Below are 22,031 nucleotides of genomic sequence, written 5' to 3'. Positions count from 1 at the left end.
GTCTGTGTCATCCGTGTGCACCTTTTAAAGTGACACTACTTTTTGTTTAGCAGGGTAGCCTCAATCACAGTTATCACGTATATCTGGTCATCAAAACAGTCGTTTGATACTTGTTGAATTTTCAAATATCAGAAACAGCAACGGCGTCTTGACTTGCAAGGCGCCGCGATGGAAATGCACTCGAAATGAGTGCCATAAGAGCAACCTTGCTGTTGTACTAACGATAGCCTTTTAACCCATGTCCATACTTGGCTAAAAGTGATGCATTACCCAGTAACTAAATATAAATGTTCAATATCTATAACACAGATATCTATCTATGCAGTCAAGATGCCTTTAATGATATCCAGACCTTCTTGTAGTACTTCATCTTCAACCGTCAACGGCACCATCACACGAATCGCGTTGCCGTACATGCCGCAAGACGCCAGTAGCAAACCTTGCTCAAACGATTTTGCCTTTAGATTGGCGGTTGCCTCAGTATCTGGTTTGCCTTCACTATCGATCAAGTCAAACGCAAGCATGGCGCCTTTGTGACGAATATTGCCGATGCTGTCGAGATTCAAATCTTTTAAGAATGACTCGATCTTGTCACCAATCTCAACACTGCGCTCAAGCAATTTTTCTTCTTCGATCACTTCTATGACCGCAAGCGCTGCCACGCAGGCAAGTGGGTTACCAGAATAAGTACCGCCTAAGCCGCCTACTTGCGGAGCGTCCATAATGTCAGCGCGACCGATGACCGCAGAGATAGGATAACCACCTGCCAAACTCTTGGCGCAGGTCATCAAATCAGGCTCAACACCCAATTGCTCACTGGCAAACAACGTACCCGTTCTCGCAAAGCCGCACTGTACTTCATCAAAAATAAGTACGATGCCATGCTCATCACAGATAGCACGCAAGGCTTTAGCAAAGGATGGCGTCACTTGATGGAAACCGCCCTCGCCTTGTACTGGCTCGATGATCATCGCCGCTACTTCACTAGGATCGATGTCAGCTTGAAAAATCATCTCAAGGCTATGTAGTGCTTGCGCCTCTGTGACGTTTAATTCTTCAGCAGGGAATAGCGCATGAAAGACAGGGCCTGGCATAGGACCAAAGTTCTTTTTGTATGGTAAGACTTTACCTGTGAGACTCATGCACATCAACGTACGACCATGCCAGCCACCAACAAAAGAAATGACACCTGGACGACCCGTTTTAGCACGCGCAATTTTGATGCAGTTTTCGACTGCTTCTGCGCCAGTGGTCAAAAAGAAAGCTTTTGTATCACCACTGATAGGCGCTTTTTCGCACAGCTTTTCAGCCAGATCAACATAACATTCATAATTGATCATTTGAGCGGCAGTGTGAGTGAACTTATCTAACTGCTCATGTACGCGCTGAGTGATTTTTGGATGACTATGGCCTGTGTTGAGCACTGAGATACCACCGACGAAGTCGATATAGCGATTGCCTTCAACATCCCAAATTTCTGAGTTCTTTGCTTTTTCGGCAAAGATAGGAAAAGCAACCCCAAGTCCTGTTGGTAAAACAGCTTTGCGGCGCTCAAGTAATGATTGATTGGTGGTTGTCATGGAAATATCCTTTTCTTTATTTTTGATATAAACACCCTCAGTGCAACAACATACAGGACTGAGGATTTAGCATTTAACATTAAAAAATAGTTTATGAAGTGCTTGGTCAAACAGCTAGCTGATATCAGAGCACCAGTACTTGGTCACTATATAATCTTCGATGCCGTATTTTGAGCCTTCACGGCCAAAACCTGATTGCTTCACGCCACCAAATGGTGCCACTTCTGTAGAAATGAGACCCGTATTGTGACCAACGATGCCGTACTCAAGGCCTTCAGTCACACGCCATGAGCGAGCATAGCTACTACTATAGAAGTAAGCGGCCAAACCATAGATGGTGTCATTAGCAGCGCGGATGACTTCTTCTTCATCTTTAAAAGTAAAGATGGTCGCGATAGGCCCGAAAATTTCCTCCGATGCGATGTCCATCTCACTGTTAATATCAGTAATCACGGTCGGATTGTAAGTCAGTTCTGAGGCATCGTTTGTGCTACCGCCCGTAACCAATGTCGCTCCTTTATCTAGTGCATCTTTTAGCAACGCTTGCACTTTTTCCAAGGCTTTTTTGTTGATCAATGGGCCAATATCCACGCCTTCGTCCATGCCATTACCAACATTGAGCTCAGACACTTTTTTTACGAATATCTCTAAAAATGCTTCTTTGATGCTGTCTTGTACATAAACACGGTTGGCACAAACGCAGGTTTGACCAGCATTGCGATATTTGGAAGCAATTAAGCCTTCAGCCGCTTTTTCGAGATCGGCATCATCAAAGACGATAAACGGCGCATTGCCGCCCAGCTCTAATGACAGCTTTTTGATGGTTGGCGCACACTGAGCCATCAACGTACGACCGACTTCGGTAGAGCCTGTGAACGATAACTTATGAATACGTGCGTCACCTGTTAGGACGTCGCCGATAGTAGATGATTTGCCAGTTACTACTTGGATCACACCTGCTGGAATACCCGCTTGCTCGGCCAATACCCCTAATGCTAAGGCAGAAAATGGCGTTTCGGTCGCAGGTTTGACGATAATGGTACAGCCTGCTGCCAGTGCAGGTGCAACTTTGCGAGTGATCATCGCTGCTGGAAAGTTCCAAGGCGTAATCGCGGCACAAACACCCACGGGTTGTTTTAAGATCACGTGACGCAATTGTGCTTTGGTGGCAGGAATGACATCACCATAAACGCGTTTGCCTTCTTCTGCAAACCAGCGAATAAAGCTATTGGCATAACCAACTTCGCCGCGTGATTCGGTTAAAGGCTTGCCTTGTTCAGCGGTCATGATGATAGCAAGGTCTTCTTTATTGGCATCAATGAGGTCTGCCCACTTTTGTAGTAGCTCTGCACGCTCTTGCGCAGTTTTGGCAGCCCATGCGATTTGTACGTCATGAGCGTAAGCAACCGCTTCGTTCATGTCCTCTGTTGTGAGACTTGGTACGGTACCAATAATCTCACCATTAAAGGGGTTGGTCACGTCGATGGTGGTTTGATCGCCGGCATCATGCCAACTGTCTTTGATTAGACACTGTTGTTTTAATAGATCTGGATTTGATAGCTTTAGCGTAGTCTGTGACATATGAACGCTCCTTGCCAATTATAAATAGTAGATTTATCAAGATAAAAACATCACGATAAATAAAAATTTAGATATAAAATAGGGATTGATAACTGATTATATGTTCAATATACTGAACAACAATTCTATATATGAGACATTATTATAGGAATGAAGTTCTTTTATTTGCAACCCCTAATATCATTTCTGTGATGATTTTTTTGTAGTGTCTCTATATCTTGTTAATTTTACTCACTTTATGGGTTTATTATGAGCTTAACTGCCGTTCCTGCACTAGACAAAACCTTTCAAATTCTAGATTTGATTACAGACAGCTTGCAACCTTTAACAGCTGCTCACATCGCTAAAGAGTTGGACCTTCCTCGTAGCTCAACTCATAATATTTTGCAAAGCTTACTAGCCAAGCATGTGATCTATAAAGATGCTGAAAACCGTTTTCATCTAGGCTCTTACCTGATGTATTGGGCGGGCAAATACGAGCAACAGCAAGGCGTTATCCAGTTATTCAAAGATCTCATTACGCAATATCCTATCTTATTGCAGCATACCGTCACTTTGTCTAAATTGGATTTGGGAGAAGTGGTGTTTTTGGCGTGTCATGAAGCACCTGCCCCGCTCGGCTTTACCTTTCGTGCTGGTGTACGCGTACCTGCGGTGTTTTCCTCAACAGGCAAAGCCATGCTCTCAACGCTATCTATGGACAGCATAAAATCCATGTACGCCGCAGGCTTTCCCACGCCCATGACACAGTATGGTGTCAATAACTTTGATGATTTGGCAATTGAGCTTGCAGCGATTCAGGACAGCCGAATATCACTTGATGATGGGCAACTGCGAGAGGGCATGTATTGCTTAGGGACTTATGTTAGGAATGCTTCAGGAAATGCTATTGCTGGCATGGCCGTCAGTTTTTTGCAAGGAGAGTATGAAGCTAAGCGGGCGGAAGTCAGTGCGGTACTGATTGAGTTGGCAGAGCAAATGGAGCAGCGTTTGGGTTTTAATTCTAATAGGGTATAGTAAAGTAACAATAAGGTCATGGCGTACATGACCTATATCGTAAAATCAGATTTGAAGTGGCTTTGAAAATATATTAAACAATGCCATCAGCTTTGAGCTTAGCAATCGTCTCACTGTCATAGCCCAAATCAGCAAGCATGCTATCAGTGTGCTCGCTTAAGCACGGCGGCGGCGTACGATAAGTGATGGGTGAGGAAGATAGCTTAATTGGGTTGCCTAGAGCTTTAACAGGACTGCCAAATGACTTAAAATCGACAATCATCTGCCGCGCCTCTACTTGCGGCATGGCCAATGCTTCAGCGACATTATGTATCGCGCCGCATGGCACACCTGCGCGATCCAAAACCTCTAGCCAATAGGCTCGCGGTTGCTTTGCAAATCGCGTGTTAAGCGCATCACATAGTTGCTCACGGTGGACAACGCGAGCGGGATTGGTCATAAAACGCTCGTCTTTGTGCCAATTTACTTCAAGCACTTCGCAGAGTTTGGCAAACTGATGATCATTACCACAGGCCAAGATAAAGTGAGCATTTTCTTCAGCCGCAAACACTTGATAAGGCACAATATTGGGATGTTGATTGCCCAGTCTGGGCGGGATTTTGTCTGATGCCAAATGATTCATACCAACGTTTGCCAACATTGCCAGCGCACTGTCCAAAAGCGCCACATCAACTTGTTGCCCCAATCCAGTCTTTTGGCGTGCCAATAATGCAGCTTGAATGCCAATCGTCAGCTGCAAACCTGCAAACAAATCTACGACAGCGACCCCAACTTTATGCGGCTCGCCATCGCTTGGCCCAGTAATACTCATTAGCCCTGACAAACCTTGGATAATATAGTCATAACCGGGGCGCTTGGCATCTGGACCTGTCTGCCCAAACCCCGTCAATGATGCATAAATCAGGCGTGGATTATCTTGTTTTAGGCTGTCATAATCTAAGCCGTATTTTTTTAGACCACCAACCTTAAAGTTCTCCACCACAATATCGCTCTCTGCGATCAGTTGCTTGATAATGGTCTGCCCTGCTTGCGTAGTGATGTCTACAGTAAGCGATTTTTTGTTGCGATTGATTGTGGCGTAATAAGCAGAGGTGTCATCGCTGAACGTTGGCGGTGCCCAATGACGGGTTTCATCCCCAATGTTAGGACGTTCGACCTTAATGACTTCGGCACCAAGGTCTGCGAGCACTTGGGTACAAGAAGGGCCTGCCAATACTCTCGATAAGTCGAGCACCCGAATACCATGCAATGCTCCTTGTAGCGCACCTTTATTAACACTACCATTATCGCCAGTAGATTCAGACAGCACTGAGTTCATCATATCGACCGTCATAATGTTCCTTTAGCCTTATTAATAAAACGCTTGAATACCTGTTTGTGCACGGCCTAGGATAAGTGCATGGATATCGTGCGTGCCTTCATAAGTATTGACCGCTTCTAAGTTTAGAACGTGTCGGATGATATGGAATTCATCGGAGATACCATTACCACCATGCATATCACGAGCAATACGCGCAATATCCAACGCTTTGCCGCAATTATTGCGTTTGATCAATGAAATCATCTCAGGTGCTGCATTGTCCTCATCCATCAAACGACCAACACGTAGCGCGGCTTGTAGACCAAGTGTGATTTCTGTTTGCATATTAGCGAGCTTTAGCTGTACCAATTGCGTCGCTGCCAGCGGACGACCAAATTGCTTACGATCTAGCGTATATTGACGCGCCGCTTTCCAGCAAAATTCAGCGGCACCCATTGAGCCCCACGCAATGCCATAACGGGCTTTATTTAAACAACCAAAAGGCCCTTTTAAGCCTCGGATATCCGGGAAAGCATTGGCCTCTGGCACAAACACTTTATCCATAACGATCTCACCCGTGACTGACGCACGCAATGAGAATTTCCCTTCAATCTTTGGTGCAGATAGACCTTTCATGCCTTTTTCTAAGACAAACCCGCGGATGTCCCCTGCGTCATCTTTCGCCCAAACAACAAATACATCAGCAATAGGACTGTTGGTAATCCACATCTTATTACCCGTCAGCTCGTAGCCGCCATCGACCGCGCGGGCGCGCGTTGACATTGAAGCTGGATCTGAACCCGAATCTGGTTCTGTCAAACCAAAGCAGCCGACATATTCGCCAGTAGCAAGCTTTGGCAGATACTTCTCTCTTTGCTCTTCTGTGCCATACGCCCAGATAGGATGCATCACTAGGCTTGACTGCACGCTCATCGCTGAGCGATAACCTGAATCGACAGCTTCCACTTCTTTTGCAATCAGACCATAAGCCACGCTCGACAAGCCTGCGCAGCCGTAGCCATCAATCGTCACGCCAAGCAGACCCATCTCACCCATTTGGCGCATGATATTGCGGTCAAAATTCTCATGGCGGTTGGCATCAACAATACCGGGCATTAGCTCTTTTTGAAAAAACTGGTGAGCGCTGTCGGTCACCATGCGCTCTTCGTCAGTGAGCTGATTGCGCATTAAAAAAGGATCTTCCCAATCAAAACGTGGGCTGGTCAATGTTGCCATGTGTTTCTCCTTGATATCGGTTTTTTTGACTGATGAGTATTGATAAATGTCATAAACAGGGTAAGCAGATTATTGACTTCCTAATTCCGCTGTGCGAAACTTAGTTTCATAATATAAACCATTTAAGCAAAATTCGTCTACGCTGTAAACCTTTATCGAAAAAGATAGGCATAAAATGACAAAATCTGTATCAAAAAACATGGCATTGATGGATAAAATAAATAGCACGCTTGACCAAAGCAAAGCAGAAAACGACAGACAATTTGTGACTGCGCTTGGACGTGGACTGATGTTATTGGCAGCATTTGAGCATCACGATGCACTCAGTCATCAGCAGCTATGTCAGATAACTGGACTACCAAAAGCGACCATTACCCGCCTCATTCATACCTTAGTCCTACTTGGGTTTTTACGCAGCACTGAACACGGACAGTACCACTTAGGTAGCAGTGCTGTTCGACTCAGTGTGACTGCATGGAGTCGTCATGATGTGGTCGCATCTGCTGAACCCTTGTTATGGCAGTTCGCCAGCGAAAATGAAGTTTCAGTGAACTTGGCGACAGAGGTTGCAGGGGAAATGCGCTATCACGCTTGCTGTCGTAGCCCTGCGCGCCTCTCAGTCAACTTACAAGTTGGTTCAGCAGTGCCTGTGGCATATACCGCGATTGGACGAGCTTTTTATGCTGTCAGCTCACCGACAAGACAGACTGTGATTCGCAGTAATTTGCAAGAAAACGCCTCCAAAGAAGACTATAACCGTGCGCAAGCTGCTTTAGATGAAGCAGTTAAACACTATAACGAGCATGGCTATACGCTTTCTGATGGTGAGTTTTCTCATGATATATTGGCGGTAGCGGTTGGCGTCTTTGATGTCGCAACTGGACAGTATGCGTACTCATTAAATGCCAGTGTGCCACGAGCGAACTGGGATGCGGCTGAATATAAAGCGATGATTGTGCCAAAATTGCAGGCGTTGGCTGAACGGATTGGGAGTGGAATTTAAAGCGGTTTATAGTGAGCATTTTTGACGTCGTAGACCTTCACTGAACCATCTGAACTAATTTGGTAGCGGTCACGTACATGAGTAATGCTAGGGTCACCACCACAATTTTCATCGTGAATCTCAATAGCAGCAAAATCCCAAACTGCTGCTATTGTATCCTCAGCTACATCACTATCTTCATTACCCTCAATACGAAATTTTAAACAGTCAAGATCTGCGACTTGTTGCCTCTTTAAATCAATAAGCAACCACTCGAATGCAGTCTGCTCCGTAATGCCTGTCATCACAGTCGAATTATCTACGATTGAGTTAATTATTTGCTCTGATTGGTATGTTGAATTACAAGCCGTCAATGATAGAGCTAGAATTACAAAAAATGTTGACTTGAAAGATTCCATATAAACGTCCTTGATATAGTAGTTAATGTTAGCACTGAGGTTATGAGCTACGATTACCTACCCTACCCAACTCATCAAACCTAAGCCCAAACTTCATTAGATACTTACGTAAGCGGTCACTGTCATTCGGATTTTTTAACTTATCGCGTGAGTTGGCATATAGATAACGTCCAGCTGCTGCTTGGTTTTTATGGTTGATGCAAACCTCAATGACATACGCCAATTGCACCGCGTCAAAGGGGTCAATATCAGCTAGAGTTTGCGCATCTAGATAGGCACTTAGAAGCGTATGACTTGCCTGCTCTATGGATTGCCTATTAAATATTAACTCTGACTCATTATTACTTAGGCTATTTTTCATCTCATTATTGAAATGGTTTGAGACACTCAAGTTATTGGATAAGCCCCAAAGATGCGTTAAACGCTCAATCTCTGCCTGTACGTCATCGACTCGTATTACTTTGCTCTCAGCCAATGTGGTCAGACGAACCATACTGGCGGTTAAATCACGAAAATTCCCTTGCCATGTTGCTTCAGTACTCGTGGCAAAATTTTCATACATTGCTCTTGCCTCGGGCGTAAATCGATATTGCTGTTGCTGCTCACTACCCAAACGCGCCAGCTCATAGTCGATATTGGCTGGTAAATCCTCAAGCCTATCTTTTAATGACGGCAAAAAGAACGTCCATGTGTTCAATCGTGCAAACAAATCCGCACGAAATGTCCCATCAACAGCCGCTTGTCGTAAGTCTTTATTAGTGCCTGCCATCAGTTGGAACGAGACAGTAATTGCTGTATCACTACCAAGCGGATAAAAGCGCTGCTCTTCTAACGCTGTGAGTAGCATGGCTTGTTCATCCAGACCCAACTCGCCAATCTCATCTAAGAATAACAAACCACCATCGGCGGATTTCAACAGCCCTTCCCGACTCGATGCCGCGCCCGTAAACGCACCCTTCACATGACCGAATAACACACTCATGGCCGTATCACCGCGTAAAGTCGCGCAGTTGACTTCGATGAATTTATCGAGCGTGTACTTACTTTGCATTGTACTGCTGGCTTTAGCCTTTTTTAGCGTATAAATTTGGCTTGCGAGTTGCGATTTACCCGCCCCTGTTGCGCCCATCAGCAATATTGGTGCCGTCGAGCGCGTGGCGACCTTTTCGATATCGGAGATCAGCTTTTGATAAGCGGCGTTTTGTGTGACCAGATTGGCTTGCAGTGTTTGCCAATGCTGCTGCTTTTCTGCTTCAAAACGTTCGCGCAAGCCATCGTAACGAGAGACATCCAAGTCGATCACTTGATAGCGACCTTGCGGATCGGTTTGGTCGGGTCTTGGACAAGGCGACGTTTGAATCAGATCTGCTGGGATAAAACCCGCTTCCACCAATAAAAACCAGCAAATCTGCGCCACATGCGTACCTGTCGTCAGGTGTAGCAAGTAATCCGTCTTATCTTGAAAATCAAACCCCGCTGCAAAGTCATATAGCTCAGCATAGACATCGGCAAAATCCCACGGACTCGATAGCGTCACGTGATGACCAATCACCTTGGTATACGGACTAACTTGTGCCACATCATCAGCCACTATCTTAAACAGGCGCTTATCGCGTTTGCTATATAAGATATGCAGCTCATCAACGAGTAACTCATCGTGTAAACCAAGGCTCACGGTGGGACGCCAGCGTTGCCAACGGTTTTCACTAAAACCATTGTCTAAAGTGGTACCGAGAAAGCCGATAACGGCGGTTTTATTAATTGAAGAATCGTTCATAATGCTACTTATTAGTAATTTCTTAGTGAATTCTATCTATATTATATTCTACCTACTTAGAAAAATTTCTATATTTATTTTCCTTATTTATTTATGAAATCATTCTAGTATAAATAATGAAAAAAATTAATTATTTTAATATCATTAACTTACATATATTTATTAATAAATCAAGAAAACTGGCACACTCTTCGCATCGTATAAAAGATAAGAAAATAAATTATTTTTAGAAGCTAATATTTCAAATATTAAGGAATTATTTATGCAGCCAACGAATCATAATGTTATTCAAGACGGTGGAACCCCTATCAGACTTTGGACGAAGGGTGTTCCTGTCGATCCAAAAGCACACGACCAGCTTATCAAAGCCTCGCAAATGCCCTTTATCTATAAGTGGCTCGCGGTGATGCCTGACGTGCATGTGGGGATTGGCGCGACGATTGGTACCGTATTGCCAACCAAGGAAGCGATTATCCCTGCGGCTGTCGGTGTCGATATTGGCTGCGGTATGATGGCGGTGCAAACGACGCTGACCGCTGATGACTTGCCTGATAACTTGCGCGGTCTGCGCACAGAACTTGAGAAAGCGATTCCGCATGGTCGTAGTAAGACTCGTGGTCGCGGTTCTCGTCGTGATGTCGGTGCATGGACAAATCCTGATAATTCGGTTAAGGATGGCTGGAGTACATTGGTCGATGATTTTAATTATCTGACCCAAAAGCACCCTAAGCTTAAAAACACCAATAACCTGACGCACTTGGGAACGCTTGGTACAGGCAACCATTTTGTAGAAGTGTGCTTGGATGAGACCAATCAGGTGTGGATCATGCTGCATTCAGGTTCGCGCGGCGTGGGCAATGCCATCGGTCGCTACTTTATTGAGTTGGCGCGTGAGGACATGCGTAAGTGGTTTATCAACTTGCCCGATAAGGATTTGGCCTACTTCGCCGAAGGGACTGAACACTTCGATGACTACTGGTTTGCCGTAGGCTGGGCGCAGCGTTTCGCTTTCAAAAACCGTGAAATCATGATGGAAAAAGCCATCAAAGCACTGCGTCAAATCGTGACAAAACCGTTTGATGCGGCAGTGAAAGCGGTGAACTGCCATCATAATTACGTCGATAAAGAAGAGCACTACGGTGAAGAAGTATTTGTCACACGTAAAGGCGCGGTACGGGCTCGCGTTGGCGAATACGGTATCATCCCAGGGTCAATGGGCGCAAAATCATTCATCGTGCGCGGTAAAGGCAACGAGGAGTCGTTTTGTTCTTGTTCGCATGGTGCAGGTCGCGTGATGTCACGTACTCAGGCAAAGCAGGAATTCACGATCGCCGACCAAATCGCGCAAACCGAAGGTGTGGAATGCCGCAAAGACAGCGATGTGATAGATGAGATCCCAGCGGCTTATAAAAATATCGATGACGTCATGAAAGCACAAAGCGACTTGGTAGAAGTGGTGCATACGCTGCGACAGGTGGTTTGTGTTAAAGGCTAAGTTCTCAAGGAATAAAGTATGACCTTAGATAAAATAGTCTTTGAAATCGGTTACTCTCAAGGCTTTTACTACGTTAAATTTGAAATTAATCAAAAAACTATCTTTAAATATGAGTTTTTAGACTTATTCAAAAATATTCTAAATTTAGTTGAGGTTGGTTTTGCATTGCAACGAGAGCCAGTTAACAAAGTTTACTACTTTACTCTTACCGATTATGACCAAGAGGTTAACTTTAAAGTCTCACCAAACCCACCAATGGACTGGTTAATTTTAGGAATACCTGTAGTTAATAATATGGAAAAATTTCGCTTCGATAGACTGGCTTTTTGCAAAGCGTTGAAATTAAGCATTGTAGAATTTATGCGTAATCAAAATATGGACTATCTCGGTAATCCTAAGATGCCGAAAAACCTTAATAGTTATGGAGATGAAGTCTGGAAAGTAATTGGTCATGAGTGGTTTTGATAGCAAAAAAATATGGGCATGTTGGCAAACAGGGAACGCCGCTACTAAAAATGATTATTAAAGAGGTAGTCAGAGTAAAATCTGGTGCGATACGTAAGTGGGAGTCTCGGTACGGTTGTGGATGCAGGTGCTGGCTATGTCAAATGGTCTACCACTGGCGCGCGTTTCCAATGAGATATCTCGGCTGTTCGACTAAAAACGGCAGTTATTGCATTGATGCGGGTTCGACTCCCGTCATGTCCACCATATTTGAGCTTATAAACATAGTGAGAACAAAGTGCAAACTATTACAAAGAATATCCAGCCATATACTAAATTACCTGAAGGCGAGTTTATTAGCTTGTCTAGAGATTACGCGGGTCAATTATTGATACTGATATCTATCAAATCGGCAGATAACAGTGAAGACTTCAACAATACTGTCTCTGTCAAAAAAACGCTAAACCAACAACAGACGTATCAGATTTGGCAGACAACAAATGATAGTAGCGTATTGTCTCTGTATGCAAAAATTATGGCAAAGGTTGATTTTCATAACGTGCAATGCTTTACCAACGGCGACATTTTATTAGTCTCTAAGCACTCTAAATATAGAGACGAAAATGACTACGATAAAAATGGCTATATCTATTCCATTGATGGTAAGTTAAAGCAACAGTTTCTGTTAGGTGATGGTGTTGCTAACGTGCAAGTCACCGAAGATGATATCATTTGGGTCAGTTATTTTGACCAAGGTATATTTGGCCGCTATAGTTCTAACTGGTATGACCTTCTAGGGTCAACAGGATTGGTTGCACAGGATACTGATAGTAAAAGAGTATATGAGTTTGAACCTTCAGATGGTTTATATAATATGGACGACTGTTATGCACTAAATGTATCCTCAAATACCGCAACTTATGCTTATTATTTTTACAATGACGATAATTACTGCGGCGAGTTTGATTTAGTACGTATTCAAAACCACAAGATTACTGATTATTGGCATATGCCTGTTTTTGGTAGTAGTGCTTTTATTATTGATAGTAATAGAGCCGTATTTGATGGCGGTTATGAGCATAGAACGCTATTTTATTTGATTGAATTACAGGAAGAACATCAAGCGCGGATTATTCAACAAATCATTTTTGAATATGACGGAGAAAACATACTTAAGGTGGGAGAAGGCTTTTCTTATCCATGGGCACGTGGTGATAGCTTTGTAGTGATTAAAAATAGCCACTTGTTTGTAATACCGCTTACTGAGTTTTTCAGCTAATTACTTCAGTTTAAATTTAAAAAATAGGTATTACTATCACCATATATCAGCATCAATAATTATAAGGAACAAAAATGAAACTCGCAGAAGCCCTACTTATCCGTAGCGATATGCAAAAAAAGCTGGCGCAAATCAAAGGACGCATTCGCAGTAATATCAAAGTCCAAGAAGGCGATACGCCAAACGAAGACCCAAATGCACTGATGATCGATGCTAGCCAAATCATTACCGAATTGAGTGTCTTAATTGAGCGTATTCATCGTACCAATGCCATTGCCAAAACCAATGAAGGTCAGTCGATGCTGACGCTATTGATCGAACGTGATACGTTAGAGATGCGTCACAAGCTATTGATTGAGGCGATTGAAGCCACCGACACCGAGATTGATCGTTATAGTCCCCGCGAGATTAAATGGCATGTCATGGTCTCAGTCGCAGGCTTACAAAAGCAAGCCGATGATATCGCGATGAAACTGCGCAAGATTAACCTTGTCATTCAAGCCAATAACTGGCAGATTGACCTTGTTGAATAATTATTTTTAAATAACAAATTTTTAGAATTTCTATGTGCTTGCTTTAAGCGCGTAGACTCCCCTTTTGGAACCGACTGGGCGAGTGTCAGACCCCGCGATCCACAGCAGGGGGTTGAAAATATACTGTAGTGGCTGCCGCGCGTTGCGGGCAAACGCTTTTTTTACCATTCATGCCCCGTACACATCACTTGGCACAATGCACCATTTAGACCTTACCACCAGACACTGACAGTCGGTTTCAATTTTATTATTTATGCGGCTCGTTACTTTTCGGGTCGCATTTTATTGTCTCCTTATTAAGAACATCACGAGACAATAACCCCAAACCATAAAGATATTTAACATGCCAGCATCAACACAAGAACTCTTAAAAATCGACGGCAGCACAGGCGAAGGCGGCGGACAAATCATCCGTACGGCGCTGTCGTTATCGATGCTCACTGGTACACCAATTGAGATAATCAATATTCGTGCTGGACGTGCCAAACCCGGATTGATGCGTCAGCATTTGGTTTGTGTACAAGCCTCGCAATCGATATCGGATGCGACGGTGACAGACGCACATTTGGGTAGTACGACGTTTCGTTTCACTCCTCATGCAATCAAATCTGGGGATTATACCTTTGACATTGGTTCAGCAGGCAGTACCAGTCTCGTACTGCAAACGCTGTTGCCTGCCCTACTTTTTGCCAATGTCGATGAACACTCAAAATCAACCGTCATAATTAAAGGTGGTACGCACAATCCACTCGCGCCGACCACGGACTTTTTAACCGAGGCGTTTGTCCCCGCTCTTGCTAAATTGGGCATGCAGGTTGATATTGAATTACAACAAGTGGGGTTTGCGCCCATCGGCGGTGGATCGATCAAAGCGACGATAGCGCCGTTTTTGCGACGTGCGAATACATTGCCATTTAAACTTACTGAACGTGGCGAATTGGTTAATATCACTTTGGTCGCGAACGTGCTCAATTTGGATTATGACATTTGCAAACGCGAGCTTGCCAGCGCGCAAGCGTCATTGGTGGAATCAGGCATTGATAAGACACTGATAACCACTCATAGTCGCAAATTACAGGGCATTGGCGAAGGTAATACCTGTTATGCACAGGTTACGCATAAAGTTGGTGAGCTATCCACTCAACAGCAGCATCAAGAGATGTTCACTTTACTTGGTGAAAAGCGCAGCTCAGCAGAAAATATGGGCAGTCGCTTAGCAGGATTGGTCAAGCGCTATCTGTTTAACACTGATGCGCTCGTTGATGAATATCTAACCGATCAGTTGCTATTACCATTGGCCTTAGCTGGTGGCGGCGAGTTTAGTACTCGTATGATTAGTGGTCATACTGAGACCCAAGCGTGGCTGATTGAGCAGTTTTTACCTGTTCAGATTAGGTTTAACACTATCGATGATAATAAAATATTGGTCAAAGTCGTGGTTTAAAGTAACTAATAACTAGGGTCGGCATTTGCACACTGTTACTCAATTACTGAGGTGCGGCGGTATCATCCGTGTATGATATAAGCGATAAATGTGAGCGCTTTATTCGCGCTCAATCACGATGAGACAAACAAGGCTATTTTTAGCCTATTTTTTTGAATCGTTTTTGTCTTTTTTATTATTTATGTCATGACTATTGAGTGTTGCTATGCCCCAATCTCGTACCAATCTAAACCCTGAACCCAAGACCAGCTCCCCTTATTTGGTGGGTTTATTACTGCGCTATAGCACTTTTGGCGCGGCAATTTTTATCCTATTAGCGGGTCTGTTATTGACTAACTGGTGGCTGATGGTTATCGGTGGTTTTGGGGTCGCACTTGGTATTTATGACTTGCTTCAATCTAAGCATTCGGTTTTAACCAATTATCCCATTGCGGGACATATTCGTTACGTGCTCGAAGATTTTCGTCCTGAGATTCGCCAGTATTTGCTAGAGGATGATAAAGAGCAGGTGCCATTTTCACGTCAGCAACGCGCTCTTGTGTATCAGCGGGCTAAAAATGTTAGCGACACCAATGCCTTTGGTACGCTAGACAATTTATACACGCATGGTAAAGAATGGTTTTTGCAGTCCGCGATTAGTCAGCCATTAGAAAACCAAGACTTTCGCATTATGGTAGGCGGTGAGCGTTGTCAGCAGCCGCATGACATGTCGGTGTTTAATATCTCAGCAATGAGCTTTGGTAGTTTATCAGCCAACGCTATTATGGCACTCAATCAAGGCGCAAAAATGGGCGGCTTTACCCATGACACAGGTGAAGGCGCAATCAGTCCTTATCATCGTAAGTTCGGTGGTGATTTGATTTGGGAGCTGGGCACGGGTTACTTTGGTTGCCGCGATGAAAACGGCAACTTTGACCCGCAGTCTTTTGCCGAAAAAGCGGTCGATCCACAAGTAAAAATGATCGAAATCAAACTTTCACAAGGCGCCAAACCTGGTAAAGGCGGCGTACTGCCCGCAGAAAAAATCACTCAAGAGATTGCTGACACGCGACAAGTACCGATGGAGCAAGATTGTGTCTCGCCTTCTTCTCATAGCGCCTTTAGTACCCCACGCGAACTGGTTGCTTTTTGGCAGCAGCTACGTGAGTTATCAGGCGGTAAGCCTGTTGGTTTTAAATTGTGCGTCGGTCAACCTTGGCAATTCATGGCCATTGTTAAAGCCATGATTGAGACACAAAATTATCCTGATTTTATTGTCATCGATGGCGCAGAAGGCGGTACAGGTGCCGCTCCCGTTGAATTTATGGACAATGTCGGTATGCCAATGGTTGAAGGGTTCTTGTTGGTACACAATACCTTGGTCGGCGCAGGCATTCGTGACAAGATTAAGCTTGGCGTGAGTGGTAAAATCGTTTCTGGTTTTGATATTGCGCGGATGATTGCCTTGGGTGCAGACTGGTGTAATTCAGCACGCGGCTTCATGTTTGCCGTTGGTTGTATTCAGTCGCGCTCTTGCCATACCAACACTTGCCCGACAGGCGTTGCCACTCAAGACCCTTATCGTCAAAAAGCCTTGGATGTCCCAAGTAAAGCTGAGCGCGTTGCCAGCTTTCATAAAAATACGCTAAAATCGCTTGCCAGTATCGTCGGTGCCGTTGGTCTACAACACCCAAGCCAATTACAGCCTTATCATATTGCGCGACGCTTAGACGATGGACAGATAAAGCTACTATCGAAGTTCTTTTATTTTACGGATCAAAACGCATTACTTGACCATAGTGCACGTGCGGACGTGTTCAATCAGATGTGGGTCATGGCAAACCCAGACAGCTTCTTAGCCAATAACGATGCACTTATCGCTTATAATAAAGACTCACGAGACAAAGGCAAAGAAACCAGCGCACCGACTGAGCAAAGTCTTGGCACGGGCAGCTTCGAAAGCAATATCGACGGTGGTATGCTCATTGGTAATGTCAATAATACCTTTCGCGACTTTCCGCCTAGCAATGACTAAAAATACGCAAACTCCAATTATTTCCATAGTAAATCCACTATAAAATGGATACAGTGCTGCTAGGATAAATCCTTTACTTTGTCTGCATGGGCACAGCAAGCAAATATTACCCTAGCAGTATGGTTGTGCCTTTTTTATTTAGTCTCAACCGTATCTCATCCCATATTATAAAAGATACCTGATTGATGCCAAGTTTCACTCTACCTTCACCTTTATGGTCAATCGCTCTACTTTCACTCAGCATTAGTGCTTGTCAGCCGATGAGCGCTGATGACGCTAACAGTGACACGGCGAACTGGTCTTGTCAGTCACAAACCGCACCTTTTGCCTACAGCACTTGCAGCATTAAAGCCCAAGCGTTGACTGATGGACGTTACTCATTACAACTGTTTTGGCAACAGCCTGATAGCACGCAGCCCCTACTCACTTTTGATGCGTTATTGGCGGAATTGCCTGCCAGCCAAACATTGAGCTTTGCCATGAATGCGGGTATGTATAATGAAAACTATGCACCGATTGGCTACACCGTCATCGAAGGTACTGAGAAGCGCGCTCTAAACCTAAAAGAAGGCGGTGGCAATTTTCACTTACTGCCCAATGGCGTACTTTGGTGGAATAAAGCTGGCAACGTACAGATTACCGAAAGCCATACTTTAAAGAAGCAGATGAATGATGGCACTGCACAGCCCTGGTATGCGACTCAATCTGGCCCTATGCTGGTCATCAACGATGAGATACACCCACAGTTTAATCCTGATAGTACCTCTCTCAAAATTCGTAATGGGGCTGGTGTTTGCAGTGATGGCAGCATCCAATTTGTGACTAGCGAGATGCCTGTGACATTTTATCAGTTCGCTGCGTTATTCAAAGATACACTCCAATGTCCCAATGCGTTATTTTTGGACGGCGGGATTGCGTCAGCGTTATATGCGCCTAGTATTGAGCAACATGATAAAAAAGAGATGGGCGTAATGATTGGCGTGATTGAGCATGAGGAGTAGCCTTACTTACCATTATATAGCCGATTCAAATACAAAAGCCCTTAACATGAATCGTTCATGCTAAGGGCTTTTTTCAAGTGCGATTAAATGCTAGCCGCCCAAACTCATCTTAGGACCGAATGGCTCGTAATGGACGCTATCGACGCCATGGTCTAAAGCTACCAATCCATCAATCATACTTTCCATAAACGGCATGGAGCCACAGACGTAAATATCAGCAGGCTTAGGTAAAGTAGCCAGCCACGCCTCATCTAATAATTGCCCAGATTCAAAGTAAAAGACATGCTTTTCTACGGTTTCGGCTTTTTCTAAAAACTCATCCACCTCAGCCGCGAAGGCGTGATGTGCTTCATTTTGACAAGCATATGCCCAAATAATAGGACGTTTTGGATTGGCAGCCACTTGCGTCTCTAGCATGGACAAAATAGGCGTTACCCCGACGCCTGCGCTCACCAATACCAGTGGAATCTCATTTTGTTGTATCAAATCTTGATTAAGCGCGAAGTCGCCAGCAGGTGCAGACAATAAAACCGTATCGCCAATCTCTACATAGTCGTGCAGATAATTGGATACCAAACCATGGTGCTCATTGCGGTTATCACGTCTGACCGCAAACTGAATGCCTTTTTCGTTGCTCGCTGAGTATAAAGAGTAATGACGCAGAGCAATATGATCGCTGTCTTTTGGGTCTGTTTTTACGGTGATATATTGACCAGCAGTTAAATTCAACTTGCTTAGGTCAATCTCTTGACCTCGCTCCGACTGGTCATGCACGGGCACAACGGTAAAGGCTGCAATATCCGTAGCTGCTGCTACCTTTTCAACTACGGTAAAGGCGGCAAATCCTTGCCACATTTCTTCTTGATACATGCCATGTTCTATTTGGATAAATACCGACGCAATCTCATCATACGCTTCTGTCCACGCCGTAATGATGTCATCAGTCGCCGCTTCTCCTAGCACTTCTTTTATCGCAACGATCAAATGCCGACCAACGATGGGATAATGCTCAGGTAGGATTTGCAAGGCGCGATGCTTGTGGCTGATTTGGGTCACTTGCGGCAATAATACTGCCAATTTATCCAAATGTTTAGCCGCTGCCAACACTGTCGTTGCTAATGCCGTTTGTTGACGGCCCAATTTTTGGTTCGTCTCGTTAAATATGTCCAATAGCTCAGGATGCGCTGCAAACATGTTTTTATAAAATACAGTGGTAATTGCCGTTCCATGCTCTTCAAGTACGGGAACGGTTGCTTTTACAATCGCTAAAGTCTGAGGTGAAGCCATATTATCTCTCCCAATAATTCATCATATTAATAAGTAAAAGAAAAAAATGAATTGCTTACGTTAACGGATTAATGGCAATAACTGGACTCTACAGTTAGCAGCATAGAATAAAGACCTATGTGCCTTGAAAGCTACTGAACCCATTTTAATAATACATTTTATAAGATTCATTGTAAATGAATGTTATCATACATTATGGTATTTACCAATACTCTTGATTATAAAACTGGCTTCTCTAAACCAAAAAAGCCGCCGTTATGATGTCATAACGGCGATTTTGTATAATATGTGATTTAATAAACATGAGTTAATCTTGAGCTTCAGAAATGAGCGCAAGTACTAAAACTATCGCGCCATATAATTGGTCATTTCTTCCACGCCATGCAACGTCATGGGATACATTTTATTATCAAACAGTTTTTTGATCTCGACGATAGTCTGCGTATACTGCCAATACGCAGGGTTTTCAGGATTGAGCCAAGCCACTTTATCAAAGTGCTCAAGCACCCGTTTCAGCCATACGATACCCGCTTCATTATTCATATATTCCACGCTGCCACCCACTGTCATCAGCTCATAAGGCGACATCGACGCATCACCAACAAAGATAACGCGATACTCTCGGCCATACTTATTGAGCAGCTCAAAAGTCGGCATCGGGGCGCTGTGACGACGATTGTTGTCCTTCCACACATAGTCATACAAACAGTTATGAAAGTAAAAAAACTCTAAGGTTTTAAATTCATTTTTTGCCGCAGAAAACAGCTTTTCCAGCGTTTCGACATGGACATCCATGCTACCACCGACGTCAAATAGCATCAGCACCTTGACACGATTGCGACGTTCAGCCTGCATGTGAATGTCGAGCACGCCCTTTTTGGCAGTACGCTTGATAGTCTCATGAATATCGAGCTCATCAGCACTGCCTGTACGCGCAAACTGGCGTAAATTTCGTAGTGCCATTTGAATTTGACGCGTGCCAAGTTGACTATCGTCATCGAGATTGCGGTATTTACGCTGCTCCCAGACTTTTGCAGCACTGCGCTTGCGCGACTCACCGCCGACACGTACGCCTTCTGGATGGTCGCCATAGGCGCCAAAAGGTGACGTACCGCCCGTCCCCACCCACTTATTGCCACCTTGATGGCGCGCTTTTTGTTCTTTTAAGCGCTCTTCAAGGGCTTTCATTAGCTCTTCAAGCGAGCCGTATTTCTTCAGCAATCGGCGCTGCTCTTCCGTCAAATTTTTCGGATCGAGCTTTAAATCTAACCACTCTTTCGGAATGTCTGTCAGCTTAGCCAATAACTCATCCATATCAAGACTATCAACCCCTTCAAAATAATCCGCCATCGCTCGATCAAATTTATCAAAATGACGCTCGTCTTTGACCATACATAAGCGGATCAACCGATACATATCCTCTCGGCTAGCAAAGGTGCATAACTGCGGATTCTCAGGATGCGGCTGCATCATCAACCCTTGATCTAATGCCGCATTAAGATCTAGCAGCTCACGCGTACTGACTGGCACGCCGTAAGTACGTAAGGTATAGAACAGTTTGATAAACATAAAATACGCATCACTTATTGGCTGATATGGTTATAAGTTGAAAGTTAGCAGGCGCTTAACGACGCATCATATTGGCAAAACGCTGTAGCAAGCTTACATCGGCTTCATTTTTAAGCAGCGCACCATACAGTGGCGGAATAGATTTCTCACCGCGCAGATTTTCTTCAAGCTCTTCTTGTGCCATATCATCAGCAAGTAATAGCGTTAACCAATCGACCAGCTCTGAGGTTGATGGTGGCTTTTTGAGTCCTTGAACATTGCGCAGTTTATAAAAAACATCCAACGCATCATTGACCAATTTTTCTTGAATATTAGGGAAATGCACCTCGATAATTTGGCGCATGGTGTCTTCTTCAGGAAAATCTATATAGTGAAAAAAACAGCGACGCAAAAACGCATCGGGCAGTTCTTTTTCGTTGTTTGAGGTGATAATGACTACAGGGCGCTGCTCAGCGGTAATAGTCTCGCCCGTCTCATAGACATAAAACGACATTTTATCCAGCTCGTGTAGCAGGTCATTCGGAAACTCAATATCCGCTTTATCAATTTCATCAATCAATAGCACGCTACGCTCTTGACTGGTAAAGGCATCCCACAGTTTACCCGGTTTGATATAGTTGCCAATCTCATAAACCTTGTCATCACCCAATTGCGAATCACGTAGACGCGATACCGCATCATATTCATACAGCCCTTGTTCAGCTTTGGTCGTCGATTTGACGTGCCAAGTAATCAGCGGCATTCCTAAACTCTCAGCCACTTCTTCTGCAAGCAAGGTTTTACCAGTGCCGGGTTCACCTTTAATCAGTAGCGGCTTTTGTAATGTCATGGCTGCGTTTACGGCCAGTTGCAAATCATCAGTAGCAATATAGCTTTGTGTACCTGTGAAGCTTTTTTTGGTGTGATCAGTCGTCATAATCCAGTCTCAGTTATTGTTATACGTTAGATATTTTAAAGGCGATTTATAAAGAATAAATAATTATTTAGAGTAGCATAGCCTCACTCATTGCCAAAATACTCATGCGTTCGCAGTTATTGGTGTAGCCAGTCCTAAACTGAATAAAGACAAACCC

Annotated in this window: 18 protein-coding genes; 9 read left to right on the top strand and 9 right to left on the bottom strand. The window is 44.2% G+C overall.

The annotated features are described in order from the left end of the window. Positions 1–317 precede the first annotated feature (317 nt). Positions 318–1,580, bottom strand: coding sequence for a 4-aminobutyrate--2-oxoglutarate transaminase (gabT, locus tag ACT3TH_RS08995; RefSeq protein ID WP_444755511.1), 1,263 nt, complete (start codon positions 1,578–1,580; stop codon positions 318–320). Positions 1,581–1,694: 114 nt separating this feature from the next. Beyond that, complete coding sequence (locus tag ACT3TH_RS08990; protein WP_444755510.1) at positions 1,695–3,161, bottom strand: NAD-dependent succinate-semialdehyde dehydrogenase; 1,467 nt, start codon at positions 3,159–3,161, stop codon at positions 1,695–1,697. Between the two features lie 249 nt (positions 3,162–3,410). Between ACT3TH_RS08990 and ACT3TH_RS08985 the strand changes: the two genes are divergently transcribed. After that, on the top strand, positions 3,411–4,178 hold the full coding sequence (locus tag ACT3TH_RS08985) for an IclR family transcriptional regulator (RefSeq protein ID WP_444755509.1): 768 nt from the start codon (positions 3,411–3,413) through the stop codon (positions 4,176–4,178). Between the two features lie 73 nt (positions 4,179–4,251). On the opposite strand, the gene ACT3TH_RS08980 is transcribed toward ACT3TH_RS08985, so the two are convergent. Both ACT3TH_RS08980 and ACT3TH_RS08975 read right to left on the bottom strand, forming a co-directional pair. Beyond that, complete coding sequence (locus ACT3TH_RS08980; RefSeq protein WP_444755582.1) at positions 4,252–5,496, bottom strand: CaiB/BaiF CoA transferase family protein; 1,245 nt, start codon at positions 5,494–5,496, stop codon at positions 4,252–4,254. 33 nt (positions 5,497–5,529) lie between these two features. Beyond that, a complete protein-coding gene (locus ACT3TH_RS08975; RefSeq protein WP_444755508.1) occupies positions 5,530–6,714 on the bottom strand; it encodes an acyl-CoA dehydrogenase in 1,185 nt (394 codons plus the stop codon). 175 nt (positions 6,715–6,889) lie between these two features. On the opposite strand from ACT3TH_RS08975, the gene ACT3TH_RS08970 reads away from it, so the two are divergent. Then, positions 6,890–7,717: an IclR family transcriptional regulator gene (locus tag ACT3TH_RS08970; RefSeq protein ID WP_444755507.1), complete on the top strand. Its 828-nt coding sequence runs from the start codon at positions 6,890–6,892 to the stop codon at positions 7,715–7,717. Here ACT3TH_RS08970 and ACT3TH_RS08965 read toward each other — a convergent pair. Further along, complete coding sequence (locus tag ACT3TH_RS08965) at positions 7,714–8,115, bottom strand: hypothetical protein (RefSeq protein WP_444755506.1); 402 nt, start codon at positions 8,113–8,115, stop codon at positions 7,714–7,716. The two genes, ACT3TH_RS08970 and ACT3TH_RS08965, sit on opposite strands and share 4 nt — an antisense overlap. Positions 8,116–8,155: 40 nt before the next feature. Next, positions 8,156–9,892: an RNA repair transcriptional activator RtcR gene (rtcR, locus tag ACT3TH_RS08960; RefSeq protein WP_444755505.1), complete on the bottom strand. Its 1,737-nt coding sequence runs from the start codon at positions 9,890–9,892 to the stop codon at positions 8,156–8,158. A 262-nt stretch (positions 9,893–10,154) separates the two neighbouring features. On the opposite strand from rtcR, the gene ACT3TH_RS08955 reads away from it, so the two are divergent. The 7 genes from ACT3TH_RS08955 (at position 10,155) to ACT3TH_RS08925 (ending at position 18,102) form a co-directional block, all read left to right on the top strand. Further along, entirely contained in the window at positions 10,155–11,387 is a 1,233-nt protein-coding gene (locus tag ACT3TH_RS08955) for an RtcB family protein (RefSeq protein WP_444755504.1), read from the top strand. Positions 11,388–11,405: 18 nt separating this feature from the next. After that, entirely contained in the window at positions 11,406–11,852 is a 447-nt protein-coding gene (locus tag ACT3TH_RS08950) for a hypothetical protein (RefSeq protein ID WP_444755503.1), read from the top strand. A gap of 277 nt (positions 11,853–12,129) precedes the next feature. Next, the gene (locus tag ACT3TH_RS08945; RefSeq protein ID WP_444755502.1) at positions 12,130–13,110 is read left to right on the top strand and encodes a hypothetical protein; all 981 of its coding nucleotides are present in this window, start codon (positions 12,130–12,132) and stop codon (positions 13,108–13,110) included. 74 nt (positions 13,111–13,184) lie between these two features. Then, complete coding sequence (locus ACT3TH_RS08940) at positions 13,185–13,643, top strand: DIP1984 family protein (RefSeq protein ID WP_444755501.1); 459 nt, start codon at positions 13,185–13,187, stop codon at positions 13,641–13,643. A gap of 343 nt (positions 13,644–13,986) precedes the next feature. After that, positions 13,987–15,087 (top strand): RNA 3'-terminal phosphate cyclase, encoded by a 1,101-nt coding sequence (gene rtcA / locus ACT3TH_RS08935; protein ID WP_444755500.1) that lies wholly within the window; start codon positions 13,987–13,989, stop codon positions 15,085–15,087. A gap of 205 nt (positions 15,088–15,292) precedes the next feature. Further along, positions 15,293–17,101: an FMN-binding glutamate synthase family protein gene (locus ACT3TH_RS08930; protein WP_444755499.1), complete on the top strand. Its 1,809-nt coding sequence runs from the start codon at positions 15,293–15,295 to the stop codon at positions 17,099–17,101. 185 nt (positions 17,102–17,286) lie between these two features. Then, positions 17,287–18,102, top strand: coding sequence for a phosphodiester glycosidase family protein (locus ACT3TH_RS08925; RefSeq protein ID WP_444755498.1), 816 nt, complete (start codon positions 17,287–17,289; stop codon positions 18,100–18,102). 90 nt (positions 18,103–18,192) lie between these two features. Here ACT3TH_RS08925 and ACT3TH_RS08920 read toward each other — a convergent pair whose 3' ends face one another. The 3 genes from ACT3TH_RS08920 to ACT3TH_RS08910 all read right to left on the bottom strand — a co-directional run bounded on the left by ACT3TH_RS08920 (position 18,193) and on the right by ACT3TH_RS08910 (position 21,874). After that, positions 18,193–19,389 (bottom strand): globin domain-containing protein, encoded by a 1,197-nt coding sequence (locus ACT3TH_RS08920; RefSeq protein ID WP_444755497.1) that lies wholly within the window; start codon positions 19,387–19,389, stop codon positions 18,193–18,195. 345 nt (positions 19,390–19,734) lie between these two features. Beyond that, positions 19,735–20,958 (bottom strand): vWA domain-containing protein, encoded by a 1,224-nt coding sequence (locus ACT3TH_RS08915; RefSeq protein ID WP_444755496.1) that lies wholly within the window; start codon positions 20,956–20,958, stop codon positions 19,735–19,737. Positions 20,959–21,013: 55 nt separating this feature from the next. After that, positions 21,014–21,874, bottom strand: a complete 861-nt coding sequence (locus tag ACT3TH_RS08910) for an AAA family ATPase (RefSeq protein ID WP_444755495.1) — start codon at positions 21,872–21,874, stop codon at positions 21,014–21,016. Between the last annotated feature and the right edge of the window lie 157 nt (positions 21,875–22,031).

Source organism: Psychrobacter sp. AOP22-C1-C5 (assembly GCF_052378885.1).
Lineage (GTDB): Bacteria > Pseudomonadota > Gammaproteobacteria > Pseudomonadales > Moraxellaceae > Psychrobacter.
This window is presented reverse-complemented; position numbering and strand designations above follow the sequence as displayed.